Raw genomic sequence first — 17,997 nt, forward strand, 5'->3', positions numbered from 1 at the left:
GAGTTCGTTCGACATGCTGCATTTGTCCCGCCTCACTTCGCTGGCCCTGACGATCGCCCTGGTGCTCGGCGCGCCTCTGGCATTCGCCGACGAGGCCGCCGAGCCAACCACGGCCGCGACCACCAAGGCACCGTTGCCGCTGGACGAGTTGCGCACCTTTGCCGAGGTCATGGACCGGATCAAGGCGGCCTATGTCGAACCTGTGGACGACAAGACGCTGCTGGAAAATGCCATCAAAGGCATGCTCAGCAACCTCGATCCGCACTCCGCCTACCTGGGTCCGGAAGACTTTGCCGAACTGCAGGAAAGCACCAGCGGTGAATTCGGCGGCCTGGGCATTGAAGTCGGCGCTGAAGACGGCATCATCAAAGTGGTTTCGCCGATCGACGACACACCGGCGTCCAAGGCCGGCATCCAGGCCGGCGACCTGATCGTCAAGATCAACGGTCAACCGACCCGTGGCCATACCATGACCGAAGCCGTCGACAAGATGCGCGGCAAGGTCGGCCAGAAAATCACCCTGACCCTGGTGCGCGACGGCGGTAACCCGTTCGACGTGACCCTGACTCGCGCCACCATCACGGTCAAGAGCGTGAAAAGCCAGTTGCTGGAATCGGGCTACGGCTACATCCGCATCACGCAGTTCCAGGTCAAGACCGGCGATGAAGTGGCCAAGGCCCTGGCGAAGCTGCGCAAGGACAACGGCAAGAAACTCAACGGCATCGTCCTCGACCTGCGCAACAACCCAGGTGGCGTGTTGCAATCGGCCGTGGAAGTGGTCGACCACTTCATCACCAAAGGCCTGATCGTCTACACCAAGGGCCGGATTGCCAACTCCGAATTGCGCTTCTCGGCCACCGGCAATGACCTCAGCGAGAACGTTCCACTGGCGGTGCTGATCAACGGTGGCAGCGCCTCGGCCTCGGAGATCGTCGCCGGCGCCCTGCAAGACCAGAAACGCGGCGTGTTGATGGGCACCACCAGTTTCGGCAAGGGCTCGGTGCAAACCGTGCTGCCGCTGAACAATGAACGCGCCTTGAAGATCACCACGGCGCTGTACTACACGCCTAACGGTCGTTCGATCCAGGCCCAGGGCATCGCGCCTGATATCGAGGTGCGCCAGGCCAAGATCACCAACGAACAGGAAAACGAGTACTTCAAGGAAGCGGACCTGCAAGGTCACTTGGGCAACGGCAACGGCGGCGCCGACCAGCCTACCGGCAGCGGCCCGAAAGCCAAGCCGATGCCTCAGGATGATGATTACCAGTTGGCCCAGGCCTTGAGCCTGCTCAAGGGTCTGAGCATCACCCGCAACCGCTGATATGCGCTGTGGACTGATCTTCACGTTGCTGTGCTGTCTGGCGGGAGCTGCCCAAGGCGCCTCCGCCAGCGCCTTGGCGGCGCCGCATAAAGCCTACCTGACGCTGATTATCGACGATCTGGGGCAGAACCTGCCGCGCGATCGTCGCGTGCTGGCCCTGCCCGGCCCGGTCACCACAGCAATCATGCCCGACACCCCCCACGCCGCCGAATTTGCCCGCGAGGCCCACCAGGCCGGCAAAACCATTATCCTGCACATGCCCATGGATCCGGCCACCGGCCCGTTCGCCTGGCATCCCGAGCTACCCGTCGAGGAACTCGGCAAGCGCCTGGATGCGGCGTTCAAGGCGGTGCCCTATACCGCCGGCATCAACAACCACATGGGCAGCCGCATGACCGCCGAACCGGCCGCCATGGCCTGGCTGATGGATGAGTTGCAGCGGCGCCACAAGTTTTTTCTCGACAGCCGTACCAGCGCCAAGACCGTGGCGGCAGCCGAGGCGCAAAAGATCGGCTTGGCCAGCGTCTCGCGAGATGTGTTTCTCGATGACGAACGCACTGAAGCCGCCATCACCACACAGCTGCAGACGGCGATCAAGCTGGCCCATAGACAGGGCTCGGCCGTCATGATCGGCCATCCTTATCCACAAACCCTGGCGGTATTGGAGCGCGAGTTACCCAAGCTCAAGGCCCAGGGCATCGAATGGATTGATATAAAGCTGATGATCAGCGTGCGCGGCAATCAAGCCATGGCCGGGCACGGCAAGGATGGCGTTTACCGTTACAGGTAGCGCGCCGTGATCTGCTCCACCACGCCGTCTTTGCGCAACTGATCAAGGGCTGCCTGCAGTTTGGCCGCCACCTCATCCGGCACCTCCCTGTTCAATGCCAGATACAGCTCGACGCTATTGAAGCGCAGCACGGTCTTGAAGCCTTTCACCCCGACCTGTCGCGCCAGGTAGCGACCCGCTGGATCGCCGGTGGCCCACAGGTCGATCTGGCCGTCGCGGAGTTTTTGCGCATTGTCCTGGTCACGCAATACGAGCACCGGGTTGAGTCCCTGTTTTTCCAGGCTCTCGGCGATTGCATCGCCTTTGTAGGCACCGATTCTGTAGACACGGGCCTGGGCCAGGTCATCGAGCTGGATCTTGCTGTCGGCCTTGGCCAGCAGCACCCAATCATCCGGGCCGATGGGGCCGACCCACTTGAACAGCGCTTCACGGTCCGCCAGGCGAGCCGTTACAAATACGCCGTAGCCCGGTTTTTCCAGGGCGAGCTTGTAGATTCGCTCCCAAGGAAAACGCAGGGTGAGGTTGTAGGAAATGCCGGCACGCTTGAAGGTTTCGCGGACGATGTCCACGGCGATGCCTTCGATGTTTTCGTCCCTGGCGAAGTTCTTGCCGTTTTTTGCCATGTTGTAGGGCGGAAAATTTTCCGTCAGCAACACCAGTTCAGTGTCACCGGGATCGGCGGCGTCAGCCGAACTCACCCACAGAATGGAGGCGCTGGCAAAGGCAAGCAGCAGGTCTTTGAACATGAGGGTTACCGAAATCCATGGCAGGCCCAAGAGTGCCGCGAGCCTGCCAGGGTGTCCAGTGACGTTTAGCGAACCACGATGCCGCGTGCGGCCATGTAGGCCTTGGCCTCGGGAACGGTGTATTCGCCAAAGTGGAAAATACTCGCCGCCAGCACCGCGCTGGCGTGGCCTTCGATCACACCGTCGGCCAAGTGTTGCAGGTTGCCGACGCCGCCGGAGGCAATCACCGGAATGCCCAGGGCATCGCTGATGGCGCGGGTCACGCCCAGGTCGAAACCATTTTTCATGCCGTCCTGGTCCATGCTGGTCAGCAGGATTTCACCGGCGCCCAGGCCTTCCATCTTCATCGCCCACTCCACCGCATCCAGCCCGGTAGGCTTGCGTCCGCCGTGGGTGAAAATTTCCCAGCGCGGGGTTTCACCCGGCCCGGAAACCTTCTTGGCATCAATGGCCACGACAATGCACTGCGAACCGAAATGCTGCGCGGCCTCACCGACAAATTCCGGATTGAACACCGCCGCGGTGTTGATCGAAACCTTGTCCGCGCCGGCATTGAGCAGGTTGCGGATGTCTTGCACGGTACGCACGCCACCGCCAACGGTCAGCGGGATAAACACTTGGCTGGCCATGCGTTCGACGGTGTGCAAGGTGGTGTCACGACCGTCGACGCTGGCGGTGATGTCGAGAAAGGTAATCTCGTCGGCGCCTTGTTCGTCGTAGCGACGGGCGATTTCCACCGGGTCGCCGGCGTCACGGATGTTCTCGAACTTGACGCCCTTGACCACGCGACCGTTGTCGACGTCCAGGCAAGGGATGATGCGTTTGGCCAGCGCCATGGTCAATCCTCAGCCGTTGTAGGCATCGCAATAAGCCTGGGCTTGCGCGACGTCCAGAGTACCTTCGTAGATTGCACGGCCGGTAATCGCACCGATGATCCCCGGCGCCTTGGCGTCCAGCAGTGACTTGATATCACCTAGGTTGTGGATACCGCCGGAAGCGATCACCGGAATCTTTGTCGCACCAGCCAGCGCTGCGGTGAAGGGTACGTTGCAACCCTGCATCATGCCGTCTTTGGCGATGTCGGTGTAGACGATGGCGGACACGCCGTCGGCCTCGAACTGCCGGGCCAGGTCGATCACTTGCACGGTGCTGATTTCAGCCCAGCCGTCGGTGGCGACGAAACCGTCCTTGGCGTCCAGGCCCACGATCACTTTGCCCGGAAACGCGCGGCAAGCCTCGGCGACGAAGGCAGGATCTTTCACCGCCTTGGTGCCGATGATCACGTAGCTCACGCCAGCCTTGACGTAGTGCTCGATGGTTTCCAGGGAGCGGATACCGCCGCCGATCTGGATCGGCAGGTTCGGGTAGCGCTTGGCGATGGCCGTGACCACTTCACCGTTGACCGGCTGACCTTCGAAGGCGCCGTTCAAGTCCACCAGATGCAAACGGCGGCAGCCACCTTCCACCCACTTGGCAGCCATGCTCACCGGGTCATCGGAGAACACCGTGGCGTCTTCCATACGGCCCTGGCGCAGACGTACGCAAGCGCCGTCCTTGAGATCGATAGCGGGGATAATCAGCATCTGGCAAACCTTATTCGATATTCAGCATTGCTCGAGGAATCAGGGTTTCTCGAGCGCCCACAAGTCGCTTTCGATGCTTTCGAACCTTTCTTTAAGGTGCGTCTGCGCATCGAAAATCGCCCTGTTGTAATAGTGCGGAGCAATTTCGGTAGTGAACAGCTCGAGGATCTCAGCCACCTCGAACGAGCCCAGCTTGAGCTCGAAGCGGTCTTCCATGAAACGCTTGATCTTGTTGGTCGCCTCACTCTCCTGCTGGGGAGTGAGGTTCAAGATCGGCGGCTTGACCTTCCTGGCCATTACCAGCGCCCGTCCCAGGCGGCGAAGTTCTGCAGCAATTGCAGGCCATGGGTATGGCTCTTCTCTGGGTGGAACTGCACGGCAAAGCGCGAACCGTCGGCCAGGGCCGCGGCGAAGTCGACGCCGTAATGCCCGCCACCCACCACCTGGCGCGGATTACCGGCCGCGATGTAGTAACTGTGGACAAAGTAGAACCGCGCCAAGTCTGGAACATCGTGCCACAGCGGGTGATCCACGCTCTGGCGGACTTCGTTCCAGCCCATGTGCGGGACTTTCAGGTGTTCGCCATCTTCATGCAGGTCTTTGCCGAAGAACTTCACCTGGCCTGGGAACAGACCGATGCAGTCGATGCCGTCGTTCTCTTCACTGCTGTCGAGCAAGGCTTGCATGCCCACGCAGATACCGAGAAATGGTCGATCCTGGCTGACTTCGCGCACCAGGCTATCGAAGCCCAGGCGGCGAATTTCAGCCATGCAGTCGCGAATCGCACCGACGCCCGGGAATACCACCCGATCGGCTTCGCGAATCACCTCGGCATCACTGGTAATCAGCACCTTGCCGGCACCTACGTGCTCGAGGGCCTTGGCCACCGAGTGCAGGTTACCCATGCCGTAGTCGATCACCGCGACCGTCTGCATTACAGGACGCCTTTGGTCGACGGCATTTGCCCGGCCATGCGCTCGTCCAGCTCGACAGCCATGCGCAGGGCACGGCCGAAGGCCTTGAACACCGTTTCGATCTGGTGGTGAGTGTTGGTGCCGCGCAGGTTGTCGATGTGCAGGCTGACAAGTGCGTGGTTGACGAAACCCTGGAAGAATTCCTGGAACAGATCGACGTCGAAACCGCCCACGGTGGCGCGGGTATACGGTACGTGCATCTGCAGGCCAGGGCGACCGGAGAAGTCAATGACCACCCGCGACAGCGCTTCATCCAGCGGCACATAGGCATGGCCGTAGCGGCGGATGCCTTTCTTGTCGCCAATAGCCTTGGCAAATGCCTGGCCCAGGGTGATACCGACATCTTCCACGGTGTGGTGGTCGTCGATATGCAGGTCGCCCTTGCTGACGATATCCAGGTCGATCAGCCCATGACGGGCGATCTGGTCCAGCATATGTTCAAGAAAAGGTACACCGATATCAAATCGGGTCTTTCCGGTGCCATCCAGGTTGATCGAGGCTTTGATCTGGGTTTCCAGAGTGTCGCGCTCGACAGACGCCATACGTTCGGCCATCACCAGCTCCGCAAAATCATTGGGCGAAAAAGGCAGCCATTATAGGGGCGCGGGCGCTAAACAGAAACATCGGAGGGGATAAGACTGATGGAGTGTCGGGGATAGACATGTGTGTACATGTGGGAGCGGGCTTGCTCGCGATAGCATTATCTCGCTATCCAGACTGACCGAGTTGCCTGCATCGCAAGCAAGGCGAATCGTCGTACCGCCGCTCCCACATAGGTCATGCGCTGTTAGTTAAACAGTACCGCGGTTTTCTGCAGGGTCACCCACACTCCCCACGCCAACGGAATACCCACGACCAGCCAGGCGGCAACAGCCAACGGTACAGTGCCCGGATTGGCTTTCCACTCCAGCACGGTGGTGGCATCGGTGCCTTTGTCATGACCCAAGGCCTGTTCGGCCGCAAGCTCAGCGTCGGTCATGAAGTACTTGTCGGCCACCGGCCGCACCAACAGGTTGCAGATGAAGCCCAGTACCAGCAGGCCCGCGAGGATGTACAAAGTAATATCGTAAGCCGCCGCACGCTCCACACCAATGCTCAACTGATACTCACGCAGGTAGTTGACCAACACCGGGCCCAATACGCCCGCCGCCGCCCATGCCGTCAACAGACGACCGTGGATCGCGCCGACCATTTGCGTGCCGAACAGGTCCGCCAGGTAAGCCGGGACTGTCGAAAACCCGCCGCCGTACATCGATAGAATGACGCAGAACGCGCCCACGAACACCGCCACGTTGCCCAGGTGCCCCATGTTCGGAATCAGCGCATACAGGGCAACGCCCAGGGCGAAGAACACGAAATAGGTATTTTTACGACCCAGGTAGTCGGAGATCGACGCCCAGAGGAAGCGGCCACCGATGTTGAACAGACTCAACAGACCGGTGAAACCGGCAGCGATGGCCGCAATCGAGGCCAATTGACCCGCATCCAGTTGACCGAAAGGCACATCAACGCCCAGCAACTTGCCACCGAATACTTCCTGCAGCAGCGGCGAAGCCATGCCGATGATGCCGATACCGGCGGATACGTTCAGGCACAGCACCAGCCAGACCAGACGAAATTGCGGGGTTTTCCAGGCCACGTTCACGTGTACGTGACGATGAGTGATCATCGCATTGCTGGCTTTTTTCGCCGGCGCGGTCCAGCCCTCGGGCTTCCAGCCGGTCGGTGGAACGCGGTAGGACAAGGCACCGCCAATCATGAACACGAAGTAGATCGCGGCCATCACCAGGAAGCTCTGCCACACGCCAACACTGTCAGGCGTAGCAAACTGCCCCATCAACGCCGCGGCCAGCGGAGCGCCCACCATCGCACCACCACCAAAGCCCATGATCGCCATGCCGGTCGCCATGCCGCGTTTGTCCGGGAACCACTTGATCAGGGTCGAGACCGGCGAAATGTAGCCAAGGCCCAGGCCGATACCGCCAATGACCCCCGAGCCGATCCACATCAGCCAGATCTGATGGGTATAAATCCCCAGCGCCGAGATCAGCAAACCGCCACACCAGCACAGGGCCGAGACAACGCCCGCCTTGCGTGGTCCGGCATGTTCCAGCCAGCCGCCCCAAATGGCTGCCGAGCAACCCAGGAAGATGAAGAACAGGGTGTAGATCCAACCCAGCATCGAGATCGGCCAGTCGCATTGCGACGAGAAAATCTGGGCGATAAAGCTCATGTCCGGCGAACACGCGAGCGGGGCGGTAACGCCCAGTGCCTTGGACAGTGGCAGCCAGAACACCGAGAAGCCATAAGCCATGCCGATGCACAAGTGAATGGCCAGAGCGGCCGGTGGAACCAGCCAGCGGTTGAATCCCGGCTTGGCGATAATGCGTTCCTTGGACAGGAACGCGGGCTGTGCGGCAGTTATACCTGCCGCAGTGATAGTGCTCATTGGTGTTTCCCCCAGTTATTAGTCTGTGTTCGTCAGGCGCTCTCCTCCTCGGCCTTTGCACGCAAGCGTGGCCGTTTTTGTCGAGTGAAGCTCCCTGTAAGCGCGACGGTTAGTCGCAGAAGGCGGACGAACACGGGGAGATTAACATCTGTCGATGACAGAAAAACCAAACTGCCACTAGGTTTTCCGAGTCAGCTGTTTTGTTTGACACTATGTAACGATACGTAAACAGCGGCAGAGCTGCCGGCGTTATACTCTGCGGCTGAATTTCAAAATTGACTTACAAGGACTCGCCCATGAAAGCGTTCGGCAAAATCCTGGGCCTGGTACTTCTCGGGTTGTTGCTGATCATTGTGGCTCTGGGTTTCGCCCTGACCCACCTCTTTGATCCCAACGACTATAAAGACGAGATTCGCCAGATTGCCCGTGACAGGGCCCACATCGAGCTGACGCTCAATGGCGATATCGGCTGGAGCCTCTTCCCCTGGCTCGGCCTGGAGCTGCATGACGCCAGCGTGGCAACCCTGACCAATCCCGCCCAGCCATTTGCCGACTTGCAGATGCTCGGTCTTTCAGTACGCGTGCTGCCGCTGCTGCGCCGCGAAGTGCAGATGAGCGATGTGCGTGTCGAAGGCCTGAACCTGCGCCTGAACCGCGACAAGCACGGCCACGGCAACTGGGAGGACATCGGCAAGGCACCGGCCGTCACCGCTGGCACCGTCGAGACGCCTGCCGCTACACCAGCGTCCGCCCCGCCAGCCCCGGAAAAACCGGCCCAGCCGATCCGCCTGGACATTGACAGCCTGACGGTCAATAACGCCCGCATCGAATACAACGACGAACAAACCGGCAAACAGTTCAGCGCCGAAAGTATCCAGCTGAGCACCGGCGCCGTGCATGAAGGCTCGAGCATTCCGGTCAAGCTCACCGCATTTTTCGGCAGCAACCAGCCACTCATGCGGGTCAAGAGCGAGCTAGGCGGCCAGTTGCGCTTTGACCGCGCGCTCAAGCGCTACCAGTTCGAAGACATGAAAGTCACCGGCGAAGCCACCGGTGAACCGCTGCAAGGCAAAACTGTGTCCTTCGCCACCCAGGGTCAACTGCTGGTGGACCTGTCGGCCAACATTGCCGAATGGACCAACCTCAAGCTCTCGGCCAACCAACTGCGCGCCCTGGGCGAGCTGAAGGTCAACGACCTGGACAAAACCCCGAATATCAGCGGTGCCCTGTCGATTGCCCAGTTCGACCTGGGCAAGTTTCTCGAAAGCGTCGGCCACCCTCTGCCCGCCATGGCTCCCGGTAGTCTGAGCAAGGTCGAGCTGGTCAGCCGTCTGCAGGGCACGCCTACCCGCATAGCCCTGGAAGACCTGAACCTGAAACTCGACGGCAGCACCTTCACCGGCCGCCTGGCCGTGGAAGACTTCGCCAAGCAATCCCTGCGCGTGCAGTTGAAGGCCGACACCTTCAATGCCGACAACTACTTGCCGGCCAAGTCCGAAGCGGCCAATAGCGCGGCGGCAGCCCGCCAGGCCGAAGTCCAGGGCAGCGAAGCCGGGGCCATGGCTGCGGGCGGCAGCACACCGCTGCCGAATGCGCCAACCAAAGGTGCCTGGAGCACCGACAAGCTGTTGCCGTTGCCGCGTCTGCGCACACTGGATGTGGTTGCCGACCTGTCGTTCGGCCAACTGACCCTGAGCAAATTGCCCATTGAGAACGCCACCCTGAAAGCTTCGGGCCTGGACGGTCAACTCAAGCTCGACACCTTGAGCGGCGGTCTCTACAACGGCACGTTCCAAGCCAATGGCAACCTCGACGTACGCCAGGATGTGCCGGTACTGGCGCTGCAAACCCACATCAAGCAAGTTCCGGTGGAGCAAATCCTGCAAGCCCAGGGGAAAAAACCACCGATCAAGGGCCAGGTCACCCTCGACAGCAACCTGAGCGGTCAAGGCAACAGCCAGAAAGCGCTGGTCGACAGCCTCAATGGCACCGCCAGTTTCGTGGTCACCAACGGTGTACTGCTCAACGCCAACATCGAACAGCAATTGTGCACTGGCATTGCCCTGCTCAACCGTAAAACCCTCGCTAGCGAACCTCGGAGCAAGGACACACCGTTCCAGGAACTCAGGGGCAATCTGACGGTGCGCAATGGCGTGGCCAGCAATCCCGACCTGAAAGTGCGCATCCCCGGCCTGACCGTCAACGGCAACGGCGACGTCGATCTGCGCGTGCTGGGCATGGACTACCGCGTCGGCATCATTGTCGAAGGCGACAAGCGCGACATGCCGGACCCGGCGTGCCAGGTCGGCTCCAATTTCCGCGACATCGAAATCCCGCTGCGCTGCCGTGGCCCGCTGGAGCTGGGCGCCAAGGCTTGCCGCCTGGACAAGGACGGCCTCGGTCAAGTGGCTGCCAAGATGGCAGGCAACAAGATCAGCGAGAAGCTGGAAGAGAAACTCGACAAGGTCAATCCCAAGCTCAAGGACGCCCTTAAAGGTCTGTTCAATCGATGAGAGACGAGCAATTTTCCACGGCGGTGCTCGATTGGTACGACCGCCACGGTCGCCATGACCTGCCCTGGCAACAGGGCATCACCCCTTACCGGGTGTGGGTCTCGGAAATCATGCTGCAGCAGACCCAGGTCAGCACTGTGCTCAATTACTTCGAGCGCTTCATGGCGTCACTGCCAACGGTCGAAGCCCTGGCCGCCGCGCCGGAAGACGAAGTGCTGCACCTGTGGACCGGGCTGGGGTATTACACCCGGGCGCGCAATCTGCAGAAGACCGCGAAAATCATCGTCGCCGAGTACGGCGGCGAATTCCCCCGCGACGTCGAAAAACTCACCGAGCTGCCAGGTATCGGCTTGTCCACCGCCGGCGCGATTGCCAGCCTGAGCATGGGCCTGCGGGCGCCGATTCTCGACGGCAACGTCAAGCGCGTGCTCGCACGCTTTACCGCGCAGGAAGGCTATCCGGGCGAGCCCAAGGTCGCCAAGCAACTGTGGGCCACCGCCGAACGCTTCACGCCCCACGACCGCGTCAACGCCTACACCCAGGCGATGATGGACATGGGCGCCACCCTTTGCACCCGCAGCAAGCCCAGTTGCCTGCTGTGCCCGCTGGAAAAAGGCTGCGAAGCCCACCTGCTGGGCCTGGAGACACGCTACCCGATCCCCAAGCCGCGCAAGAGCATCCCGCAGAAGCGCACGTTGATGCCGTTGCTGGCCAATGCCGAGGGCGCGATTCTGCTTTACCGGCGCCCGTCTACGGGTTTGTGGGGCGGCTTGTGGAGCTTGCCGGAGCTGGACGCACTGGACGACCTTGAGCACCTGGCCAACCAACACTCGCTAGTGTTGGGTGAACAGCAGACGCTGCCGAGCCTGATCCACACGTTCAGCCATTTCCAACTGGCCATCGAACCCTGGTTGGTCCAGGTCAAGGAATCCGCCCATCACGTGGCCGAGGCCGACTGGCTCTGGTATAACCTCGCCACCCCACCGCGCCTGGGCCTTGCCGCCCCGGTCAAAAAACTGCTGAAGCGCGCGGCCGACGTATTGAACGCAGGAGTTTTGCCATGACCCGCACCGTAATGTGCCGCAAGTACAAAGAACAATTGCCAGGCCTTGAGCGCCTTCCTTACCCGGGCGCCAAGGGCCAGGACATTTTTGACCACGTCTCCGCCAAGGCCTGGGGCGACTGGCAAAAGCACCAGACCCTGCTGATCAACGAAAAGCGCCTGAACATGATGAACGCCGAAGACCGCAAATACCTTCAGGGCGAGATGGACAAGTTCTTTTCCGGCGAGGATTACGCCAAGGCCGACGGCTACGTGCCGCCTGCTCAATAACTGATCAAAATCCGGGGTCGGAACGTAAGCGACGGTAATAATTAAATATTTTTTGAAAACTTGCTTGACGACCCCCTGAAAAACCCGTTTAATGCGCCCCGTTGCCCAGATAGCTCAGTCGGTAGAGCAGGGGATTGAAAATCCCCGTGTCGGCGGTTCGATTCCGTCTCTGGGCACCACTAATACCGAAAAACCCCAAGCGAAGATCATTCCTTGGGGTTTTTTATTGCCTGCGATTTAATGGGCTCTGGACCAAGGTGCTTTGGCAGTGGGATTGAAGTCAGCCCAAGGGATTTATGGAACAGTGACGAAAATTGAATATTTTTAACCTGATTTAAATTGTTCGGTTGAGAGCCTCCCCTCAGGCAAGCTGAGACGTCGGCAAAACAGTCCGCCCCAACATGGCTCTTTCGTTCCCCCGACGCGCTATAGGGCCTCTCAGCAACCCTCGTAGCTTTTGTTTTTCATAGGATCTGAAGTCACGCGGTATGTGCGGTGTGCAAGGGCACGAACAACTAAACACCAATACGTTGATGCGAAACCGTTGAGGAGAAGACTTAGCGCCGCTTCTGATCAAGGGTCGGCAGATCTACGTAAAAACTTCACCAAGATCGCCGACCCTAAAGGGCTCTAGCTGAGAGACCATCGTGATCAAGCTCGCCGGAACTGAACCTCCGCCGCCAACCCGTCGAAACAACAGGTACAACGCCAGCAAGGCACAGGAAAACCCTTCGACCACAGCAAAGACACCTCAGTTGTCCAGCACCATGATCTAAACGGCATCTGATATGCCCGTAAAAGCCCAGCGAAAACGAACGACCAGTAACCCCTACTGCCTAGAGCTAACCCAGTCTCAGGACCCACAATCGACACCGCAATTTATGGCCGGTCATTTCAAATTCAGGACTGACCTCGCATGCACCCCACGACAATCCATCAACTAACACTCGGCGATGCCTTTCTCTGTTTAGTTCTTGCCGAGCGGATACACGAAACTGACCAAGCAGTAATCGCCACAGTCTGAGGGACAAGGTCAGTGCTGAGTTTCGGTCACGCTTGAACAAGATCATTCGATGCCGATCTCCTCGACAATGGGTGGAGGCTTACCTGAGAGAGCTGGAGGTTTGATATGTCAAAATCGGCACAGACGATCGCTTATTTTCTTATAGCCCCGCGTGCGCAGAGCAACATTAGCTCTTTGACGGCCCATATTCTTTCAGCCCTACAGGCGAGAACTATCTGTCACTGTAGTGGTTTGTAGACATTCATTTCTGGGTCAAGTCACTTTGGCAGCAAGATTGAAAACCATCCAAGGGTTTACAGGACTACGACGAGAATTGAATGTATTGAACTTCGTTTGAATTGTCAGGATGAGAGCCTCCCTCAAACGTGCTGAGACCTCGATAGCAGTCCAACCCCAGCATGCGCCTATGGAGATGCTGGCCGGCGACGGCTCCGAACTGTGCGCCGTGCTGATCAACCTGGGCGCGACTATTCTGCACAAACAACGCCAGGCGCTGATGGACTACCTCATGACCAACAGTCCGAACCGTTACGCCATGGCTACCAAGCCAGGCGGGGCTTTACCCAGCTCACTGTCCAATGCTCCATATTCGCTCGAAAAACGAACGTCCTCGCCCGCAAAGTCTCATTTGGAAATAGAGGTTTTCGCGAGTTCAAGATAATGAGCAGAAAGTTTACTGGAGTAGAACATCCATGACCTTTAATTAAGATTAGCGCAACACGCCCCTTGGACTCGTAACGACGCGGGGCAAAAACATGAGATTCAAATTCTCTCATTACGAGCGCGTGCTACTTTGTGCGCGCGACGCAATCATCAGAAATGTAGGACTATTCTTAAAACGCATCAGGAGAATTCCTGAGCGGCTGATATTTATGGATGCTGAAATCGAATAGCGCTAAATTGCCATCATGCGCCAAAAGTTGCACACTAAAATGTGGATAACCCTGTGAATAAATCTCTACAGGGCACGCACTTAACTACTTACAGGCAAGTGCGCAAGAAGTTGCACAGCATTGCGCAACTTCTTGCGCACTTTTTTTGATAATTCCTATGTTAGGCGCTAGCTAAATCTACGAGTTTAAATCCATATATTTGATAAATAAGGAATTTAATCTTATTGGCATAAACCTTGAAAGAGTTTACGGCACCTGCAGTGCAAACATGCCTGCGGGTTCCTCTATTTTCAGCAAGGAGAGCATCCATGGCTACGCCAGCGTATATGTCCATCACAGGTACCAAACAGGGCCTGATCACTGCCGGTGCGTTCACCGCTGACTCGGTCGGCAACACTTATCAGGAAGGTCATGAAGACCAGGTCATGGTTCAGGGCTTTAACCACGAAGTGATCATTCCTCGCGATCCGCAATCGGGTCAACCGACCGGTCAACGGGTTCATAAGCCTGTCAAAATCACCAAGGTGTTCGACAAGTCCTCGCCGCTGCTGCTGGCTGCACTGACGTCCGGCGAGCGCCTGACTGAGATTACCATCCAGTGGTATCGCACCTCGGCAGCGGGTACTCAAGAGCACTACTTCACCACCAAACTCGAAGACGCAATCATCGTCGACATCAAGGATTACATGCATAACTGCCAGGATCCGTCGAATTCGCACTTCACGCATCTGGAAGATGTTGAGTTCACCTACCGCAAAATCACCTGGACCCACGAAGTGTCTGGCACCTCCGGTTCTGATGACTGGCGCACCCCAGTCGCAGGCTGAAACTGACTCGCCGTTTCACGGCATCAACCTCTTTGGCGGTTGATGCCGTTTATTACGTCGAAGGTGTCCACCATGAGGAACAACGGATGTTCAGCCCTGCCAACGACACGCAATTTAGCCTGACCATCGAGGGGCTTGAGCGCGATTTTCGCGTACTTGAGTTTCAGGGGCGGGAGGCGATCAGCACACCTTTTGCGATCAATGTAGAGTTGGTCAGCGAACGCCCTGATCTAGACCTCGAAAGTCTGCTTCACCAGCAGGCCTTCCTGGCTTTCAACAACAGTGGAAACGGCATTCACGGGCAGATTTACCGTATTGCTCAGGGCGATTCAGGCAAGCGTCTGACCCGTTACAGCCTAACGTTGGTGCCACAGCTCTCGTACCTTAGGCATCGCACTAATCAGCGCATTTTTCAGCAGCGCACAGTTCCACAGATCATTGCAGAAATTCTCGAGGAACACGGAATCCAAGGCAATGCCTACCAGTTCCAACTGAACTCAATCTACCCGCCGCGTGAGTACTGTGTTCAGTACGACGAGTCGGATTTGCACTTCATTCAGCGCTTGACCCATGAAGAAGGCATTCATTACCACTTCCAGCATTCCGAACACGCTCATTTGCTGGTATTCGGCGATGACCAGACGGTCTTCCCCAAACTGGAAAAAGCCACAGCGTATGTACAGGGCAACGGCATGGTGGCGGATGAACCTGCCATCAAGCACTTTAATCTGCGCTTTGAGGCCCGCACCAGCCGCACTACACGTCGAGATTACGACTTCCAGAAGGCCGGGGTTCTGGTCGAAGTTGCCCACCGTCCTGAAGCACGAAACCTTCAGCCTGATCTTGAGGACTATGACTACCCTGGACTGTTCGTCCAACGCGAGCGCGGCAAGCCCTTGACCCAGCGCGCCCTTGAGCGTCACCGCGCCGACTACCGTCAGGCCGAGGGCAAAAGCGATCAACCAACACTGGTCAGCGGGCACTTCATGTCGCTCATCGAGCACCCGCGCAAAGAGTGGAACGCGCTCTGGCTGCTCACTGAAGTCCATCATCAAGGCTACCAGCCTCAAGTGTTGGAGGAGAGCATCACCAATGACAGTTTGTCTGATGAACGCTTTGAGCAGGGCTATCGCAACCGCTTCGTAGTCACCCCGTGGGACGCGTTTTATCGCCCGCAACAGGCGTACCCCAAGCCCCGAGTGCTGGGCAGCCAAACGGCCTTGGTGACTGGGCCTGCCGGGGAGGAGATCTACTGCGATGCCTATGGCCGGATCAAGGTCAAGTTCCACTGGGATCGTGAAGGCAAGGCCGATGACAAGTCCAGCTACTGGCTGCGGGTGGCCTCCAGTTGGGCCGGCAGCAGCCACGGCGGTGTCACGATTCCACGGGTAGGGATGGAAGTGTTGGTCACCTTCCTCGAAGGCGACCCTGATCAGCCACTGGTCAGTGGCTGCTTGGCCAATAGCCTCAACCCGGTGCCTTATGAGTTGCCTGCACACAAGACCCGCAGCGTATTGCGCAGCCGCAGCTCACCGGGCAGCACCGGATTCAACGAGCTGCACCTCGAAGACCGCGCGGGTCAGGAGCTGATCTATCTGCGCGCTCAACGCGACATGGAACAGAAAGTTGAAAACGACAGCCGTCTTGAGGTTGGTAACGAACGGCATGAAACCATCAAGGGCAACAACATCGTGGTGTTCGAAGCCGAGGATCAGCGCACGGTAACGGCGGATCGCAAGGTAGAGCTCAGGGCCAACGACTACTTGCAGGTAGCCAGCAGCAGTCACACTCGCGTCGGGCAGACCTTAGTCGCCGAGGCGGGCCAGGAAGTCCATCTCAAAGCCGGGGCCAATCTGATCCTCGACGCGGGTGCGAGCATTACCTTGAAGGCCGGAGGTCAGCACCTTGTCATCGGCCCCGGAGGAATCTTCAGCAGCACCGAGATTCAAATCGGCGGCGCACCTATCAGCGGGACAGCGGCGGCGCCGTTACTGCCAAACTTACTCGGCCTGTTGGCCGTGCCGTCCTTACTTGAGCAGAAACAAAACCAGTCGAATCAAGCCTCTCTGGAACCCGAGCTTCCACTGCCGCCAAAACCGGTGTGCAAGGATTGCTTGTTAGCCGCACAGGCCAAGGCCGAAGCGTTAGTGCAGCGTTAACACTTACTTAGCGAAAATCATCGAAAAAGGAAGGTCATGATACCGACCGCAAAGGATTGGCTGCATCGCCTGATGACAGAGGCCCGTAGTGCACAGCTTGATCACCTGGATGTACTGATAAATTGCGCAGCGCTGCCAGCCCCACTGCTACCGAAACTGTTTGAACTGACACCCGCGCCTTCGTGCGCCTGGTTATTTGAGCAAACGCCTGAGCAAGAATTGGCGCATCAAGGCCCGGTACTGTTGCGCATTGTGTTGGCCAGCCAGGAGCAATGTGCGGGGATTGCGGAGCTGCTTAACGCGGCCCATCACAACTTTTGTGCGCTGATACTTATCAGTCGCTGGCCCTTCACGGACTTGACCGCGCACTTGCGCGGTGCCACCCAGGCCACCTGGAGCAATGGAGCCTGCTGCGGTGTGCTGCGTTATTACGACACGCGCCTGTTCAGGTATTTTTGCGACCAGCTTACCCCCCACCAGCAAGGGCTTTTTCACGCCCCGGTAATTCAGTGGCACTGGATCGACCATGACAGCAAAGCCGCAACTCTTTCAGGGTTCGACAGCCGTCCAGACAACCAGAATACGCTGAGCGGAATGAGCATGAGCGATGAGCAAGTTTTGCACTTGCAAGCCGTAAGCGCTGCAGTTCAGTGGTTCAAGGCCTATGAAAAAACGCCAAATGAACATGGGTTCACTTCACGCGAAGCCATGATTCGCTGCCTGTTCACAGTCCATCTGGATATCAGCCGGCAGAAACTGGAAAAACGGCATCACGAAGATTTTATCGCCTGCGCGCTGAGCGAACACCTTCCGCTAACCCTGACTCGTGGCGAGGCTACCTGATGATTCGTTTATTCCTCGTCATGTTAATTGGCGGTATCTCGCTGCTGGGCTGTGCGCAGTCCGAGCCTGAAAGATTAGGCACGCCTATCGAGGGCTATAGCCATACCTCGGCGGCGATTAATCGGTTCTCGGTAAATGGTAACGGCGGACCGAATGTCGGCCCTTATGGTGGCGGAGGAAAACAGAACTGCTGCGCACCACTTCCAGTGAAGTGGCACCCTGGCTTGACCGTGGTTGTTGAATGGGAGAAAGACCCAAATCCACATGAGTATGTGAACTGGCCTCCGCTTGGGACAGATGGCTACCGAGTTGCCTACAAGCTGCATGCGGCCAAATACACGCGTCATCGGGCGGTAGCGGCTGTCGCGCCATATGAAGAGCTGGGCGCAATAGACGTTCATTTTCTACCCTGCAATCAAGTTGCGGTATCAGCTGTAGCCGTACTCCCTGGCCAACCAGGCTACCCATTTAACTTCCCTCAAAAAATGGAGGAGCCAGCCACATGTCCGAAGCCATGACCCCACCACTCCAAAAAACTGCTG

General features: G+C 58.3%; 16 protein-coding genes, 1 tRNA gene and 1 pseudogene. 10 read left to right on the forward strand and 8 right to left on the reverse strand.

The genetic code is table 11. The features are described 5' to 3' along the window. Positions 1-13: 13 nt before the first annotated feature. Together BLU75_RS21020 and BLU75_RS21025 are read left to right on the forward strand one after the other, a co-directional pair. Positions 14-1,321 (forward strand): S41 family peptidase, encoded by a 1,308-nt coding sequence (locus BLU75_RS21020; protein ID WP_084381840.1) that lies wholly within the window; start codon positions 14-16, stop codon positions 1,319-1,321. 1 nt (position 1,322) lies between these two features. Continuing rightward, positions 1,323-2,111 carry a divergent polysaccharide deacetylase family protein gene (locus BLU75_RS21025; protein ID WP_084381839.1) on the forward strand — a complete coding sequence of 263 codons (789 nt, stop codon included), beginning with the start codon at positions 1,323-1,325 and terminating at the stop codon, positions 2,109-2,111. Here BLU75_RS21025 and BLU75_RS21030 read toward each other — a convergent pair. The 7 genes from BLU75_RS21030 to BLU75_RS21060 all read right to left on the reverse strand — a co-directional run bounded on the left by BLU75_RS21030 (position 2,102) and on the right by BLU75_RS21060 (position 7,863). Next, positions 2,102-2,857 (reverse strand): substrate-binding periplasmic protein, encoded by a 756-nt coding sequence (locus BLU75_RS21030; protein WP_084381838.1) that lies wholly within the window; start codon positions 2,855-2,857, stop codon positions 2,102-2,104. The two genes, BLU75_RS21025 and BLU75_RS21030, sit on opposite strands and share 10 nt — an antisense overlap. 65 nt (positions 2,858-2,922) lie before the next feature. Continuing rightward, positions 2,923-3,693, reverse strand: coding sequence for an imidazole glycerol phosphate synthase subunit HisF (hisF, locus tag BLU75_RS21035; RefSeq protein ID WP_003171107.1), 771 nt, complete (start codon positions 3,691-3,693; stop codon positions 2,923-2,925). Positions 3,694-3,702: 9 nt separating this feature from the next. Next, a complete protein-coding gene (gene hisA, locus BLU75_RS21040) occupies positions 3,703-4,440 on the reverse strand; it encodes a 1-(5-phosphoribosyl)-5-[(5-phosphoribosylamino)methylideneamino]imidazole-4-carboxamide isomerase (RefSeq protein WP_084381837.1) in 738 nt (245 codons plus the stop codon). A gap of 39 nt (positions 4,441-4,479) precedes the next feature. After that, on the reverse strand, positions 4,480-4,737 hold the full coding sequence (locus tag BLU75_RS21045; protein ID WP_084381836.1) for a DUF2164 domain-containing protein: 258 nt from the start codon (positions 4,735-4,737) through the stop codon (positions 4,480-4,482). Next, a complete protein-coding gene (gene hisH, locus BLU75_RS21050; RefSeq protein WP_084381835.1) occupies positions 4,737-5,375 on the reverse strand; it encodes an imidazole glycerol phosphate synthase subunit HisH in 639 nt (212 codons plus the stop codon). Before hisH ends, BLU75_RS21045 begins: the two co-directional genes overlap by 1 nt. Further along, positions 5,375-5,968 (reverse strand): imidazoleglycerol-phosphate dehydratase HisB, encoded by a 594-nt coding sequence (hisB, locus tag BLU75_RS21055; protein ID WP_084381834.1) that lies wholly within the window; start codon positions 5,966-5,968, stop codon positions 5,375-5,377. Before hisB ends, hisH begins: the two co-directional genes overlap by 1 nt. A 233-nt stretch (positions 5,969-6,201) precedes the next feature. Then, positions 6,202-7,863: an OFA family MFS transporter gene (locus tag BLU75_RS21060; RefSeq protein ID WP_084381833.1), complete on the reverse strand. Its 1,662-nt coding sequence runs from the start codon at positions 7,861-7,863 to the stop codon at positions 6,202-6,204. A gap of 296 nt (positions 7,864-8,159) precedes the next feature. Here BLU75_RS21060 and BLU75_RS21065 point away from each other — a divergent pair, with 296 nt between their 5' ends. The 4 genes from BLU75_RS21065 (at position 8,160) to BLU75_RS21080 (ending at position 11,888) form a co-directional block, all read left to right on the forward strand. Next, positions 8,160-10,376 carry an AsmA family protein gene (locus BLU75_RS21065; RefSeq protein WP_084381832.1) on the forward strand — a complete coding sequence of 739 codons (2,217 nt, stop codon included), beginning with the start codon at positions 8,160-8,162 and terminating at the stop codon, positions 10,374-10,376. Further along, a complete protein-coding gene (gene mutY, locus BLU75_RS21070; protein WP_084381831.1) occupies positions 10,373-11,440 on the forward strand; it encodes an A/G-specific adenine glycosylase in 1,068 nt (355 codons plus the stop codon). Before BLU75_RS21065 ends, mutY begins: the two co-directional genes overlap by 4 nt. Continuing rightward, complete coding sequence (locus BLU75_RS21075) at positions 11,437-11,709, forward strand: oxidative damage protection protein (protein WP_084381830.1); 273 nt, start codon at positions 11,437-11,439, stop codon at positions 11,707-11,709. The genes mutY and BLU75_RS21075 overlap by 4 nt, the downstream gene beginning before the upstream one ends. 103 nt (positions 11,710-11,812) lie before the next feature. Further along, positions 11,813-11,888 (forward strand) — tRNA-Phe (locus tag BLU75_RS21080). 1,400 nt (positions 11,889-13,288) lie between these two features. Here the strand turns inward: BLU75_RS21080 and BLU75_RS28400 are convergent. Beyond that, a pseudogene (locus BLU75_RS28400) lies at positions 13,289-13,423 on the reverse strand (hypothetical protein); the annotation flags it as partial. A 511-nt stretch (positions 13,424-13,934) separates the two neighbouring features. Here BLU75_RS28400 and BLU75_RS21090 point away from each other — a divergent pair. The 4 genes from BLU75_RS21090 (at position 13,935) to BLU75_RS21105 (ending at position 17,973) form a co-directional block, all read left to right on the forward strand. Next, on the forward strand, positions 13,935-14,453 hold the full coding sequence (locus BLU75_RS21090; protein WP_084381829.1) for an Hcp family type VI secretion system effector: 519 nt from the start codon (positions 13,935-13,937) through the stop codon (positions 14,451-14,453). An 86-nt stretch (positions 14,454-14,539) separates the two neighbouring features. Continuing rightward, complete coding sequence (locus BLU75_RS21095; RefSeq protein WP_090221551.1) at positions 14,540-16,612, forward strand: type VI secretion system Vgr family protein; 2,073 nt, start codon at positions 14,540-14,542, stop codon at positions 16,610-16,612. A gap of 36 nt (positions 16,613-16,648) precedes the next feature. Next, positions 16,649-17,455: a DUF4123 domain-containing protein gene (locus BLU75_RS21100; RefSeq protein WP_084381827.1), complete on the forward strand. Its 807-nt coding sequence runs from the start codon at positions 16,649-16,651 to the stop codon at positions 17,453-17,455. Further along, entirely contained in the window at positions 17,455-17,973 is a 519-nt protein-coding gene (locus BLU75_RS21105) for a DUF3304 domain-containing protein (protein WP_165447479.1), read from the forward strand. Before BLU75_RS21100 ends, BLU75_RS21105 begins: the two co-directional genes overlap by 1 nt. Positions 17,974-17,997 lie beyond the last annotated feature (24 nt).

Origin of the sequence: Pseudomonas mucidolens (assembly GCF_900106045.1) — a bacterium.
Lineage (GTDB): Bacteria > Pseudomonadota > Gammaproteobacteria > Pseudomonadales > Pseudomonadaceae > Aquipseudomonas > Aquipseudomonas mucidolens.

Excerpts from the sequence above, each read along its gene's own strand:
- BLU75_RS21100 (WP_084381827.1), top strand. The coding sequence starts at position 16,649 with ATGATACCGACCGCAAAGGATTGGCTGCATCGCCTGATGACAGAGGCC.
- hisF (WP_003171107.1), bottom strand. The coding sequence starts at position 3,693 with ATGGCGCTGGCCAAACGCATCATCCCTTGCCTGGACGTCGACAACGGT.
- BLU75_RS21065 (WP_084381832.1), top strand. The coding sequence starts at position 8,160 with ATGAAAGCGTTCGGCAAAATCCTGGGCCTGGTACTTCTCGGGTTGTTG.
- BLU75_RS21045 (WP_084381836.1), bottom strand. The coding sequence starts at position 4,737 with ATGGCCAGGAAGGTCAAGCCGCCGATCTTGAACCTCACTCCCCAGCAG.
- hisH (WP_084381835.1), bottom strand. The coding sequence starts at position 5,375 with ATGCAGACGGTCGCGGTGATCGACTACGGCATGGGTAACCTGCACTCG.
- BLU75_RS21090 (WP_084381829.1), top strand. The coding sequence starts at position 13,935 with ATGGCTACGCCAGCGTATATGTCCATCACAGGTACCAAACAGGGCCTG.
- BLU75_RS21060 (WP_084381833.1), bottom strand. The coding sequence starts at position 7,863 with ATGAGCACTATCACTGCGGCAGGTATAACTGCCGCACAGCCCGCGTTC.
- hisB (WP_084381834.1), bottom strand. The coding sequence starts at position 5,968 with ATGGCCGAACGTATGGCGTCTGTCGAGCGCGACACTCTGGAAACCCAG.
- mutY (WP_084381831.1), top strand. The coding sequence starts at position 10,373 with ATGAGAGACGAGCAATTTTCCACGGCGGTGCTCGATTGGTACGACCGC.
- BLU75_RS21025 (WP_084381839.1), top strand. The coding sequence starts at position 1,323 with ATGCGCTGTGGACTGATCTTCACGTTGCTGTGCTGTCTGGCGGGAGCT.
- BLU75_RS21095 (WP_090221551.1), top strand. The coding sequence starts at position 14,540 with ATGTTCAGCCCTGCCAACGACACGCAATTTAGCCTGACCATCGAGGGG.
- BLU75_RS21075 (WP_084381830.1), top strand. The coding sequence starts at position 11,437 with ATGACCCGCACCGTAATGTGCCGCAAGTACAAAGAACAATTGCCAGGC.
- BLU75_RS21020 (WP_084381840.1), top strand. The coding sequence starts at position 14 with ATGCTGCATTTGTCCCGCCTCACTTCGCTGGCCCTGACGATCGCCCTG.
- hisA (WP_084381837.1), bottom strand. The coding sequence starts at position 4,440 with ATGCTGATTATCCCCGCTATCGATCTCAAGGACGGCGCTTGCGTACGT.
- BLU75_RS21105 (WP_165447479.1), top strand. The coding sequence starts at position 17,455 with ATGATTCGTTTATTCCTCGTCATGTTAATTGGCGGTATCTCGCTGCTG.
- BLU75_RS21030 (WP_084381838.1), bottom strand. The coding sequence starts at position 2,857 with ATGTTCAAAGACCTGCTGCTTGCCTTTGCCAGCGCCTCCATTCTGTGG.